We start from the raw sequence: 12,961 nt of genomic DNA, 5'->3' as shown, positions 1-12,961 counted from the left end.
AGGCAAGGGGCGGGACAGCAGGGGTTGGGAAAAAAAAGGAGACGGATAATGAGATCAAACGCTGCGCTCATCATCTTTCCCGTGTTGGCGGCCCTGCTCCTGGGACTGCCCTGTTTCGCCCATGCCGATACGGGAAACGACGATCCCAGGGTGAAGGCGGCCTTCGACCGGGGCTGGGCCCTTATGAGCATCATGCACAAGGACCTGAAAAACCTCGATCTTGCCGCTGCCCAATACCGGGAGGTCCTTTCCATCTACCCGGATAATTCCGATGCCATGTGGAAACTTTCCGAGGTCATATTCAAAAAGGGCGAGGCTCTTGAGGATAAAAAGCGGAAAAAGGAGCTTTTCGACCTGTCCCTTTCATGGGCCGAAAAATCCCTGGCCCTTTCGCCCCAAAAGGCCGAACCCCATTACTGGGTGGCGGTCAACTGCGCCATGAAGGCGGACATGGCCGGAGCCCTGAAGGCCTTGAACCTCGTCAACCGCACCAAAAGCGAGTTGGCCAAGGTCATCGAGATGGACCCTAAAAACCGGTTCGCAACCCTTGCCAAGGCCGTGCTGGCCGCCATCTACCTGGAATCCCCCTGGCCTCTCCGGGACCTGGCAAAAGCCGAGGAACTCGCCCGGCAGTCGGCTTCCGAAGACCCCAACCTTACCTGGGCCTCTGTGACCCTTGGGCGAACCCTGGCCAGGCGCGGCAAAAAGGACCTTGCCCGGAAGGAGCTTTCCCGCTGCCTTGCAACGGCCAGGCCCACCTATGTATGGGACTCCGTCCTCTACGACTGGCCGGACGCCAGAAAGGCCCTGGCCGGGTTGAAGTGATTTCCGCCGATGGGCGGGCGTCCGGTTCAAGGAAGTTTCTTCAGGAGATTCAATGATGGCTCAGTTCAAAAACGTGATGGAGGTTTATAAGCTCCTGGACAAGTCCAACTGCCTGAAATGCGGCAGCAAAACCTGCCTGGCCTTCGCCGCCGCAGTTTTCACCGGCCAGAAGCAACTGGGCGAATGCCCGAAGGTCCCGGAGGAATTCATCCCCAAAGATTCAAAATCAGGCCCGTCCGGGCTGGCCGCCCGCGACGGCAATGCCTTCATGGACGACCTGAAGGCGCGTATCGCCAAAATCGACCTTGCCGAAGCCGCCAAAAGGCTTGGGGCCGATTTTTCGTCGGGCAGGCTCACCTTAAAGGTTCTGGGCAAGGATTACGGCGTCGATGAAAAGGGGAACATCTTTACGGATATCCACGTAAACCCCTGGGTTGCGGTGCCCTTCCTTGTTTACGTTCTCCACGGCCAGGGGCTTATACCCACCGGCAACTGGGTTTCCTTCCGTGAACTGAAAGACGGAATCGACCACTACCCCCTTTTCAAAAAGCGTTGCGAGGATGTATTGAAGCAAATCGCCGACGTCTACACGGACCTTTTCGACGATATGGTCCACATGTTCGGGGGAAAGCCGGTGGCCCCCCAGTTCCAGTCGGACGTTTCGGTGGTGCTTCGCCCCCTGCCCCTGGTGCCCGTCATGATCTGCTACCGCCTTCCCGAAGACGGGCTTCCCAGCTCGCTTCACGTTTTTTTCGACGAAACTGCGGACAAGAACCTGGACAACCAATGCATCTTCACCATCGGCGCGGGGCTTGCCCATATGTTTTCCAAATTCGCCGCAAGGCACGGGTTCGTCGTATAGACAAAATGGCATAAATCGCCCACGCCTCAATCAGGGCCGCAACAATTAACTTGCAGGCCCCTTCCGCATGTTCCGCTTCCCTATTCCGTCTGAATTGGTATTGATTAATCCACAGAAGTAAAAAATCTTGCATATTCACAGTTTCTGACGTAGGACAAGTGGGTATTTTTTGCGTTCCCGAAAAGAAAAACGGAAGCCCTTGAAAGGATACCAAAAAAGGCCGAGGGCCGGTTTCGGGCGAAGTGGCGTTAAGCACAACTAATTTAATTTACGATTAATTTTAGGCAATCAGGCCATTAGCCCCGGAGCCCCTGCAAGGCTTTGGGCAAACCTTTCCCGGTATGAAAAATGGTGCAAAAAAGGTTTTCAAGGGGTATAATGTGTTTTCAGGATTGAACGGGACATAAAAGCCATATTGACGGCCATGCCCGGTTTCATCAAATCGCTGGAGGGCGTGGGTCCGACCGCCCCGTACGCTTGGCCTTATGCTGCAACCTGAAAATGAAAGCGCCTTCAAACGGGCAAAAACAGCCAGTTTGAAGGCCGCCAACCTGAAGTCCACACCGTTTCCAAGGGCCTACCGGACGCCGGGAAACCCTTGCCGCCCAAAATCAGCTTTACAGGTCGCCAAACAGCGACGCGCAGATTCCAACACAAGGCGGACTTTAGGATCCACCCTTTCCCTGAAAAGCACTGGAGGCGTTTCATGCCGGAATATCTTGCACCAGTGGCGGATTTGGCCAAAATGGAAAGAATGGAGGCTTCCCAGCGCCGGGAAAGCCTGGGCGAGCTTGCCGCCAAGATAGCGCACGACTTCAACAACAGCTTAACCATCATAAAAAGCTACGCAGACCTGATGCTGAAGGACGTGCTGGAAAACGACCCCTGGCGCACGCCCATACGCGAAATTCAAAAAGCCGCCGATCAGGCGGCCAACCTGGCCAGGCAGATTCTCGCCTTCGCCAGCAACAGGGTGATCGCGAGCAAGGTCTTCGCCATCAACCGGGTGGTGAAGGAAATGAAGGATATGCTTCACATGAACGTCGGAGAAAACATCCGGCTTTCCCTCAACCTGGCCCCGAACCTGGGATACGTCAAGACCGACCCCGGCCAGTTGTTCCAGTGCATCCACAACCTGGTTTCAAACGCCAGGGACGCCATCAACGGACCCGGGACAATCACCATAAGGACCGAAAACCAGTACCTGGAAAGTGAAAGCGAGGCATCTGCGTTGGGCCTTGCTCCCGGCCACTACGTTATGATCGAGGTAAAAGACAACGGAGGCGGGATTCCGGAATTCATCCAGGAAAAGATATTCGATCCTCTTTTGACCACCGAGGCTCCTGACAAGGGAACCGGGCTGCGGTTAGCCACCGTTCATAACTTTTTCACCAGACAGGGCGGAACGGTGAAGGTTTTCAGCCCCCCAGGGGAAGGAACGGCTTTTCGCGCATATTTGCCCAGGGTTTACGAATCCCTTGAACCGGACGCCCTTCTTCCTTCCGGCCCGGAAAAATGCGGCCTTGGTGAAACCATTCTGCTTGTGGAAGACGAGGCGGCTGTTTTAAACGTGACAAAGCAGATACTGACCCAGGCGGGCTACCGGGTTCTTGCGGCCAGTGACGGCGAAATGGCCCTGGCGATATACGAAAAACTGAACGAACCCATCAACGTTGTGCTGACTGACGTCAGAATGCCCAAAATGAACGGACGGGAGCTGGTGGACAGGCTGAGGGCCAGACAGCCCGGTCTGAAGGCCATTTTCATGTCCGGTTTTTCCTCTGACATAATCTCCAGAAACGGGATACTGGAAAAGGGCTTTTATTTCATCAGCAAGCCCTACAGCATCGAAGGCATCCGCAGCAAGCTGCGCGAGGTTCTGGACGATGATTCCTGCTGAAAGCCTTCCGTCAACAGGAAAGATGAAGGGATAGGGAAAAGACCCATGCTCCCCTTAACATTGGGCATCAGTGCCTGCCTTCTGGGGCAAAACGTGCGCTACGACGGCAACCACACCCGCGACCCGTATATTTGCGACACCCTTGGACGCTGGGTCAGCTTCCTGCCCGTCTGCCCGGAGGTGGAGTGCGGGCTGCCGGTTCCGCGCGAGCCCATGAGGCTGGAAGGCGACGTGGCGGACCCGCGCCTTATGACCATAACCACCCGGAAAGACATCACCTTCCTCATGAAGTCCTGGGCGGAAAAGCGCCTGGACGAACTCGCCCGCGAGCCGCTATCCGGCTTCATTTTCAAGAGCCGCTCGCCTTCTTCGGGGATGATGCGGGTCAAGGTCTACAACGAAAAGGGAGTGCCCGAACCGAAGGGCGCAGGCATCTTCGCCAGGGCCTTCATGAAGCGCTTTCCCCTTGTCCCGGTTGAGGACGAGGGACGCCTTAACGATCCGGTCCTGCGGGAAAGGTTCATCGAAAAGGTCTTCGTTTTCATGCGTTTCAGGGAAATGATGCAAGAGCGCGCCACACCTTCCGGGCTGGTGGATTTCCATACCCGGCACAAGCTCCTTTTAATGAGCCACAGCCCGGAGCATTACCGCAAAATGGGAAAACTCGTGGCCCTGGCCGGAAAAAGCGATCTGGCCGCCCTTTTTTCGGAATATGCCAAAAGCCTGAACCAAGCCCTTTCGTATGCGGCAACCCCTGCAAAAAACGTGAATGTGCTGATGCACATAATCGGCTATTTCAAAAACCGGCTCGATTCCCCGGACAAGGCCGAATTTCTGGAGATGCTGGAAAGCTACCGCAAGGGCCACCTGCCCCTCATCGTTCCCATAACCCTTTGCAACCACTACGTGCGAAAGTTCGACCAGGCCTATCTCAAAGAGCAGGCCTACCTCAACCCCCATCCGGCTGAACTTGGGCTCCGCAACCACGTCTGATAACGGGAACGGGAAACCGGGAAATGGCCGAAGACCTGGAAGACATGCGCATAAGCTCCAATGGGCTCAGCATTTCGCCTAGGGGGGGCTACGTCCTGTACTGGATGCAGCAGGCCCAGAGGGCCTGGGACAACCCGGCCCTGGACCACGCGGTCATGCTGGCGGACCGCCTTGGCCTTCCGGTGGCCGCTGTTTTCGGGCTCACTTCGTCATACCCCGAAGCCAACCTGCGCCACTACGCCTTCATGCTGGAAGGCCTTGAGGAAACCGCCTCCGCCCTGGCCGACCGGAAAATCCCCCTGGTCATGAAGCTCGCCGAGCCTTGGCGGGCGGCCCTGGAACTTTCCGAAAACGCCGCCTGCGTGGTGTGCGACACGGGCTATACCCCGATACAGCTTGCCTGGGCCCGGATGTTCCTTGAAAAGGCCGAAGTCAGGGTGGACAGGGTGGAGACCGACGTGGTGGTTCCGGTTTTTGCCGTGTCCGATAAAAGCGAGTACGCAGCCCGCACCATCCGCCCGAAAATAATGAAAATCCGGGATGGCTTTCTAAAGCCCCACGAAAACAGGACCCCGAAAAGGAGCGGCCTGGGCCTTGACCTTCACAATGAGCCCCTGCCCTTTTGCGAACGCCTTTTGAACGGGCTTCCTTTGGATGAAACTGCCGGAAGGGTGAGCGGATTTTACAGGGGGGGAAGCGGTCAGGCCCGCGTGATTCTTGAAAGGTTCATCGAAAAAGGGCTCCCGGAATACGGCATGGGCGGCGACCCCTTTGCTCCGCACCGGGTTTCGCGGCTTGGCCCTTATCTTCATTTCGGCCAGATTTCGCCGGTCACTGTGGCCCTGGCCGCGAAATCAGCCGGACACGCCCCACAGGCGGCCATTGACTCCTTTTTGGAGCAGTTGGTCGTAAGGCGTGAGCTTGCCGCCAATTTCACGGCCCATACCCCGGATTGCGGAGATTATTCATCGGTTCCGTCATGGGCCGGAAAAACCCTTCACAGCCATTTGGCGGACAAACGGCCAGCCCTTTACCGGCTTGAAGAACTGGAAGCCTCAAAGACCCACGACCCTTACTGGAACGCGGTCATGACCCAGATGCGGGTGACCGGGTTCGCGCCCAATCATCTTCGCATGTACTGGGGGAAGATGGTCCTTTTCTGGTCCGAAACCCCGCAGCAGGCGCACGCCAACCTTATGCGGCTCAACAACCGCTATTTTCTGGACGGGCGGGACCCCAACTCATACGCGGGCGTGGGATGGATTTTCGGCCTGCACGACCGCCCCTTCAAGGAAAGGCCGGTTTACGGCATGGTGCGCTCCATGACCGCCGAAGGTCTTTTGCGCAAGGGAGACATCGCAGCCTACGCAGCCTCGGTCAAATCCCTTGAAAGTCCATAGTCCGGGCCAAACGGCCCGTAAGCCTCACTGCCCTGCCTCCTCCCTGGCCAGGGCCGCCTCTCTCGCCATCTGCTCGGCCAGTTTCTTTTCGCTTTCGGCCTTCAAGTCCTTGGCCTTTTCCATCACCTTCACCTGCACCGCGTAAGGATTGGCCACCTCTGGCTTGGGGGCTTCGGCCTTCTCCTCCTTGACCTCCGGTTTTCCGCAAGCCGTTACGGCTATAGCCAGAACCACGCCCATTAAAACAGACGCCAGCTTTTTCATGGAACCCCTCCTTTAAAAACGTCGCTAAATCCCCTGAAGGCTCGTGCGGCGGATGACGTCGTCCTTGAGTCCGGGTGTGAGATCGTTGAAATAGGCCGAATAGCCGGAGACCCGAACCAGAAGGCCGGGATGGCGCTCCGGGTTGTTCCGGGCCTCCAGGAGGACTTCCGGGCTTATCACGTTCACCTGGGCCTGCATCCCCCCGCCTGTAAAATAGGCCCCGATGAGGCTGTCCAGGAGTTTCGCGCCCTTTTTGCCCCTTACGGTGTTGCCGTCGAATTTCAGGTTAAAGTTGACCCCGTTTTGGGCCTTGGTGAAATCCAGCCTGTTCACCGAGTTCACCAGGGCCGTTGGCCCCTTGCGGTCCCTGCCGTTTCCGGGGGCTATGCCGCTGGCGAAGGGCTCGCCCCTTCGGCGTCCGCTGGGAAGCGCCCCGGTGACGCTCCCGAAATGGGCGTGGACGGTCACCGAGTAAAGCCCCATCGTGTAAGGCCCGCCACGGGTGTTCTTCCGTCCGAGAAGCTGGTCGTGGAAGGAGGAAACCACCCAGGCCGTGTGCAGATCAGCCTTCTCGAGGTCGTTTCCGAACTTGGGAAGCGAAAGAAGGTAGCGCCTCACCGCCTCGTCTTCCAGGTTCGATTTGAGATGCCCAACAAGATCGGAAAGGCTGAAACGCTTTTCGATGAAGACCGCCTGCTCGATGGCGGCAAGGCTGTCGCCGACCTCGGCTGGCCCCACGCACTGGATGCCCGAAAAATTGTAGACCGCGCCGCCCGCCGTGGAGCAGATGCCTTTATCGAGACAACCGTCGATCAGGCCGGACGAAAGGGGCGTGGGGTGGAATCTGGCGTTGGCCCGCTCTATGGCCTGGAGGTCCAGGATCAGCTTTTCCACGATGTGGCCCAACTGGGCGAGAAAGGCGTCCCTAACCTCGTCAAAGGTCCGCATCTCGCTTACGGGAGCGGTGGGGACGCCGGTTCTTAGGTGCGAGCCGAAGCGCCGACCCTGGTTGAGGGCGAGCTCCAGGGCAAGGGGGGCGTTCACCAGGGCCGCGTCGGTGGAGGAGAAGCTCTTTGCCTGGCAGACCGGCTCCACGCAGCCCACGGGCGAGTAATTGCGTGCGTCGGCGAGAGACAGTCCACCGCGAACGAGGTTCGGGACTATCACCTCGTCGTTGTAGACAGCCGGGGAATTGGCCCCAGCCGAAAGCACGGAATAGACCTTTTCCCGATACTCGTCAGGGGAGTTTTTGTGCATCCGGGCAAGATAGTTGGGCTGGCGCATCCGAAGCTCGTCCATGATCTCCAGGAAGATGAAGGAAAGCTCGTTGGACGAATCGAGGCCCTTTTCGTCGGTTCCGCCCACGCAGACCACCTGGCCGTTGAACATGCCCCCGTGATACCGGGTTATTGCCCCTGAAAAAACAGGCACTATCTCACTCATCTTTATGGAAAAGGCCGAAAGTATCTCCTTGGCGCGTTCGCGGTCGAGCCTGCCCGCGTCCAGGTCAGCCTTGTAGAACGGAAAAAGGTATTGATCCATGCGCCCCGGACACACCGAGTTGTCGAGGCTTTCCAGGTTGATGGCCACCTGGGCGAAGAAAAGCGACTGAACCGCCTCCCTTAAGGTGCGGGCGGGTTTTTTGGGAACCCTTCGGCAGGTTTCGGCGATCTCCATAAGCTCCCTGGCGCGCTCCGGGTCCTTTGCCCGCTCGGCCATTTTCCCGCAAAGTTCGGCGTAGCGCTCTCCGAACCTTGAAAGCCCCGTCATCGCAATGATCACGCCCTCGTAAAACGCCCACTGCCCGCTTCCGTATTCGGCCTGCCTCTGGCGCTCCGCCGCCTCTTCTGCGATCCCTTCCGCTCCCTTGTTGATGAGCTTTTCGTAATCGGGCAGAAAATGGCTTATGCCGCCTGTCTCGTTTATCAGGTAAAACCGTGCGGACAGTTGGTCGGCGGTGAACTTAAGGCTCTCGATCCGGGACGGGAAGGCCCTTGCGGCGAGAAATCGGGTGGACCAGAAGGGCAGTATGGCGCTCAGTTTCACGGCGTCGGAGGAAGAAAGCCTGAGGGGCGAGGTTTTTCTGAAGGGAATGCGGAAGAGGTCCAGAAGCACGGCAGCGCCGTGAAGCTCCGGAAAGATGTTTCCCCCCACCCTGTGGCTGCTGTAATTGCCCACTATGATTTCATCGTCGTAAACCGTGGCGGACTTTTCGGCGAGAACCCGGCTCAGGGCCTCGGCTATCTGAACCGGCGCGGGCTTGGACCGGTTGGACTTGTCCCGGAAATAATCGGTCCAGATAAGGGCGCGCTCAGGGCAGACTCCGGGGGAGGCCTCCATCACCGCCTTTTTCAGCTTCCTTATGCGGATGGAGTCGGGCTGGGGCACGGCCCTCAACCGAACGGCTCGGTTCTCTTTCGTTTCGTACTGGCTGACTGTCATCTGCCGCTCCTGAACTTTTTTCCGGGCAAGCACCCGCCCGGATGAGCAAAAAGCAACCCTAAGCCTTGGGCTCTCTTCGGGCTTATGCATAATGCCGGTTGATGCGGGTTACGGAACACCGGGGGGGATTGAGCGAAAAAGGGAGCCCCTCATTTCCTAAGGAAAAGAAGAGCCCCCCTGAAATACTTTTGCCGGACAAGACTACCTGTGGGTGGTGAGATATATTTTTGCGCCCAGGGTGAGGCTCGCATCCAGGGAGCCCAGGCTGCGGGGTCCGGTGTAGGTGATCTTGTCGTCTATGTAGATGTCTCTCACCCTCAAATGCATGGTGCTTACGGGCAGGTCCACCCAAAGCCAGCTGTCCCGGTCGCTTCTTCCGCCCAGGGTGACTCCGTTCACCGGTATGTAGGCGTAAAGCCCGGCCCAGGTCCAGTAGCCGCCGACATCGTCGCCGCAGCCGTCGTCGTCGTAGGAGCTTATGTGCTCAAGCTCTATCTCAAGGTTGGTGTAAAGGGTGATGGTTCCATCCTTGGTCACAACGGTGACGTTCGGTCGGGGCGGCCTTTTCCAGCCCCTGATGCGCGTGCCGTCGTAATTTTTGCTGTACGGCCAGTACACCAGGGGCCAGTTGCCCGGAAAATCCCCATAGACATAAACGTCTTCGCCGCTGTCATAGGGCCATTTCGCCAGGGTCCAGTAGCGAAGGTGGGAGCCGTAGGCGTAGTAATCCTTGAAGTCTTTGTCGAAAAAAAACGGGGGCGTTCCGTCGAGGGCGAAAATGTTGTAGTTTTCGCCGTCCAGTGAGGCTGAAATCTCGTTGCCGAAAGGCTCCATGAGGGCAATGGGGTCGAACATGGGCGGGTCGTCATCGGTGTAGGCGCTTTCGATGAAAACCAGCGGAACGATGTTCGTCCTGTAAAGCCCGGTTTCGGGGTCAACTCCCCTTGAAGACAGAAGGTAGGTGGAAGAAAGCCGGATATAGCGCCCGCCGGCCACTCCGGGCCTTACGCGGTCAACGGCGATGAGGGGCAGGCCGAGGTTGCCCGTAAGCTCGCTCAAGGCTGCATCGTCCAGGGCCTTCTCACCCCAGGAAGCCGTTGTGGCGTTAAAATTGCGAAGCTGCCTTCTGTGCGCCCGAAAAGCCTTGCGGCTGTGGGCGGACTCGCCCGGAACAAGAGGGGCGGGCTTCCGGGTGCTTTTCCTTACTTCCTTGATCAGGCTCTGGGGAGACGGAGCCGGAGCGTTGTCCGATGCAAGGCCCGTGTTCACGAGGCAAAACGCCGCAGCCAGAAAGACTGCCATGGCAACCCGAACGATCCTGTTCATTGTTCCCCCCAACACCGTTTCCATGCCATTCCCGCCGGTTTCGGGCTTAAGACCCTTAAGCCAGGCGAATGCGAATCATGGCGTCTCGTCAGTCACGCTCAATCACCCGATGCGGTATTTTGTTCCATCCCGCCGGCTGACGCGGTTTTCCGTCCCATCATAAACCAGTTGCCCTTGTGCGCAACTTTACAAAGTATTAGAAAGTATCCTACCCTAACATGAAAAGTGTCTTCCAGTCCAGAAAAATTCAATGGGTAAAAACGCCTCGCGGGCAGGGGTTTGATATTCCGCTGCGGCCTGTGATAAGTAAGAGGTTCAGCAATCGGTTTCCATGGTGAATCCTTGTGGCTATCCGTCCGCAAACGCCGTTCACTCAAAAAACGTGAGGGAACATGAAAAAGACAGCTCTTCTTTTATCGGTGATGGCTTTTCTGTTGACGGCAGCCTCCCTTGGCGCGTGGGCCGCAGGAAAATCCGATCAGGCCCGGATAACGAAAGTGGAAGGCAGGGTCACGGTAAACGGCAGGCGGGCCGTACAGGGAGGCCTTTTGAAGGACGGGGACTGGGTGGCCACGGGCAAAATGGGCCTGTGCGAGATTGTTTTCGCCGATAAGAACATTCTGCGCCTTTGGCATGAAACCCGCGTAAAAATTTCGGTAAGCGGAAAAAGGAAGACCCTGGAGCTTATAAGGGGAACCCTTTCCGCCCTTGCCAGGGGGCTCAACCGCTACGGCAACAAGAGGCAGTTCGCCCTTTCGGTGAACACCCCCACTGCCGTATGCGGGGTGAGGGGCACGGCCTTTTGCGTGAGGGTGAAGGATTCCATGAACTCCTACGTATGCCTGTGCAACGGAAAAATGAACGTGGCCGCAAAAGACGGCAGGGACTCTGTGGACGCCGAATCAGCGCATCACAGGGCCTTTCTCCTCACCGCCCACGCTGATTCCGTGAGCATTACGCCCGCAGGCATGGAATACCACACGGACGCCGACCTGGAATCCCTGGCCGGGGCGATTTCGGAAAAAATGGACTGGACCAAGGTGGAAGACTGATTCCGCCGATGAAAATATTAGAGGCCTTGGCCATGAAGGGGCATGAATGAAGGTTGCTGCGATTCAGATGACGGCCAAACCGGCGGACGTTTCCGCCAACCTTGAAATGGCTAAAAGGCTTGTGGAAGACGCCTTCCGGGCGGGCGCGGAACTGGTTGTACTGCCCGAATTTTTCCCCTCTGCAGTGAACTTCCACCCGGATTTCATCCGCGCCAGCCGTCCGGCAGACGGCGAGCCCTTCCTGCTTTTGCGCGATCTGGCGAAAAAACACGGCGGCTTCGTGGGCGGCTCCTTCATGGCTGACACCGGCGGCGACACCGTCAACCGCTTCGTGCTGGCCAATCCCGACGGATCCTTCGGATTCCACGACAAGGACCTTCCCACCATGTGGGAGAACTGCTACTACGTGGGCGGCTCCGACGACGGAATCATAGACACCCCCATCGGGCCGGTGGGAGCCGCCATGTGTTGGGAGTTCGTGCGCACCCAGACCGCAAAAAGGCTTAGGGGCAGGGTGAAAATGGTTGTGGGCGGCTCCTGCTGGTGGGGGCTTCCTGAAAAGCTCCTTCCGGGTTTTCCAAGAAGCCTGGATGACGAGATGCTGGAAATCATGAAGGACACCCCGTCCCGCATGGCCCGCATCCTTGGGGTACCGGTGGTTCACGCGGCCCACGCCGGTCATTTCACCGGAAAAATGCCCCTCATCCCAGGCTTTCCCTTCAAATCCCACATGCTGGGGGAAACCTCGATAATCGACGCCGAAGGAAAAATCCTCGCCCGCATGGCATGGCAGGACGGAGAGGGATTCGTAAGCGCCGAAATCGAACCAAAAATCAGCCAGGGTGGCCGCGAGCCCATTCCCGAAAGCTTCTGGATACCGAAGCTGCCCTGGCAGATACGCCTTGCCTGGGCCTACCAGAATTTCCACGGCAAATGGTACTACCGCCTGCGCACGAGGCCCCTTCGCCAAAAAATGGGGTGATTCCTTTTTGGGTTGAAAAACAGCCGGATTGACGCCATATTCGCATCCTCTTCAAAGGCCCTCAATCCGTCCATCCGGGAGACCGAAAAAATGAACATGCATCTCATCACCGCCCGCGACCTGCCCGACCTCTGGTTCCAGGCCGTGCACGACATCCTGGACCACGGGCGGCGCTTCACCATAGACAAGGGCTCATACGCCGGCCAGACCCGGCTGGAATACGACTTTTTCGCCGCAAGGGTGCGCCTTCCCGGCACCCTGCCCCTTTTGCCGGACATCCCCCCCGCTCTCGGAATCCCCAACCCCGTGGAGAACGACTACATCTACGGCGGCCCTGGCCGGGACAGGAGCTACCTGGAATACCTCATGACCCCGGAAAAGGCCGAGGGCGAGAGCTACACCTACGGCGAGCGCCTCACCCGCGTTCCGGTCACCGGCCAGACCCTTTCCTGGTGGCAGGAGGGCAACTGCGAGATAATCAACCTGGAGGAGGTGGACGGCAAGGCGGTTTTCAGGGAGGGCGACGATCTTTTCATCAACCAGATAGAGTGGATAATCGCGGCCTACAAAAAATACGGGCACCGCAATAACCAGATGGTGCTCCAGGTGGCCCAGCCTTCGGACCTGGCCCTTTGCGACCCGCCATGCCTGCGGCACATAGACACCCGCATCCAGGATGGGGCCTTGAACTTTTTCGTCTATTTCAGAAGCTGGGACCTCTGGGCCGGGCTTCCCGCCAATCTGGCCGGAATCCAGCACCTGAAGGAATACATGGCGGCCTCCATAGGGGTAAAGGACGGCGAGATGCTGGTGGAATCCAAGGGCCTGCACATCTACGGCTACGCGGAACAACTGGCCAAACTCCGCTGCCTGAGGGACTGATTTTCGATCAAGGGCCGCCATGCCGACAGGCCG

At 58.0% G+C, this 12,961-nt stretch carries 11 protein-coding genes; 8 read left to right on the top strand and 3 right to left on the bottom strand.

The genetic code is table 11. The features are described from left to right. Positions 1 to 48 precede the first annotated feature (48 nt). The 5 genes from HZB23_12395 (at position 49) to HZB23_12375 (ending at position 5,980) form a co-directional block, all read left to right on the top strand. Complete coding sequence (locus HZB23_12395) at positions 49 to 825, top strand: hypothetical protein (protein ID MBI5845454.1); 777 nt, start codon at positions 49 to 51, stop codon at positions 823 to 825. Between the two features lie 55 nt (positions 826 to 880). Beyond that, on the top strand, positions 881 to 1,687 hold the full coding sequence (locus HZB23_12390) for a DUF3786 domain-containing protein (GenBank protein MBI5845453.1): 807 nt from the start codon (positions 881 to 883) through the stop codon (positions 1,685 to 1,687). Between the two features lie 706 nt (positions 1,688 to 2,393). Continuing rightward, positions 2,394 to 3,587 (top strand): response regulator, encoded by a 1,194-nt coding sequence (locus HZB23_12385; protein ID MBI5845452.1) that lies wholly within the window; start codon positions 2,394 to 2,396, stop codon positions 3,585 to 3,587. Between the two features lie 45 nt (positions 3,588 to 3,632). Then, entirely contained in the window at positions 3,633 to 4,580 is a 948-nt protein-coding gene (locus tag HZB23_12380) for a DUF1722 domain-containing protein (GenBank protein MBI5845451.1), read from the top strand. A 44-nt stretch (positions 4,581 to 4,624) separates the two neighbouring features. Further along, positions 4,625 to 5,980 (top strand): deoxyribodipyrimidine photo-lyase, encoded by a 1,356-nt coding sequence (locus tag HZB23_12375; GenBank protein MBI5845450.1) that lies wholly within the window; start codon positions 4,625 to 4,627, stop codon positions 5,978 to 5,980. Between the two features lie 24 nt (positions 5,981 to 6,004). Here HZB23_12375 and HZB23_12370 read toward each other — a convergent pair whose 3' ends face one another. The 3 genes from HZB23_12370 to HZB23_12360 all read right to left on the bottom strand — a co-directional run bounded on the left by HZB23_12370 (position 6,005) and on the right by HZB23_12360 (position 10,012). Then, on the bottom strand, positions 6,005 to 6,244 hold the full coding sequence (locus tag HZB23_12370; GenBank protein ID MBI5845449.1) for a hypothetical protein: 240 nt from the start codon (positions 6,242 to 6,244) through the stop codon (positions 6,005 to 6,007). 24 nt (positions 6,245 to 6,268) lie between these two features. After that, entirely contained in the window at positions 6,269 to 8,686 is a 2,418-nt protein-coding gene (locus HZB23_12365; GenBank protein MBI5845448.1) for a formate acetyltransferase, read from the bottom strand. A 201-nt stretch (positions 8,687 to 8,887) separates the two neighbouring features. After that, entirely contained in the window at positions 8,888 to 10,012 is a 1,125-nt protein-coding gene (locus HZB23_12360; protein ID MBI5845447.1) for a hypothetical protein, read from the bottom strand. A gap of 392 nt (positions 10,013 to 10,404) precedes the next feature. On the opposite strand from HZB23_12360, the gene HZB23_12355 reads away from it, so the two are divergent. The 3 genes from HZB23_12355 (at position 10,405) to HZB23_12345 (ending at position 12,928) form a co-directional block, all read left to right on the top strand. Further along, a complete protein-coding gene (locus tag HZB23_12355) occupies positions 10,405 to 11,064 on the top strand; it encodes a FecR domain-containing protein (GenBank protein MBI5845446.1) in 660 nt (219 codons plus the stop codon). 46 nt (positions 11,065 to 11,110) lie between these two features. Beyond that, positions 11,111 to 12,046, top strand: a complete 936-nt coding sequence (locus tag HZB23_12350) for a carbon-nitrogen hydrolase family protein (GenBank protein ID MBI5845445.1) — start codon at positions 11,111 to 11,113, stop codon at positions 12,044 to 12,046. Between the two features lie 90 nt (positions 12,047 to 12,136). Further along, complete coding sequence (locus HZB23_12345) at positions 12,137 to 12,928, top strand: thymidylate synthase (GenBank protein MBI5845444.1); 792 nt, start codon at positions 12,137 to 12,139, stop codon at positions 12,926 to 12,928. The last annotated feature ends 33 nt before the right edge of the window (positions 12,929 to 12,961 follow it).

The organism is Deltaproteobacteria bacterium (genome assembly GCA_016235345.1).
In the GTDB taxonomy this organism is placed as follows: Bacteria; Desulfobacterota; Desulfobacteria; order Desulfobacterales; family Desulfatibacillaceae; genus JACRLG01.
This window is presented reverse-complemented; position numbering and strand designations above follow the sequence as displayed.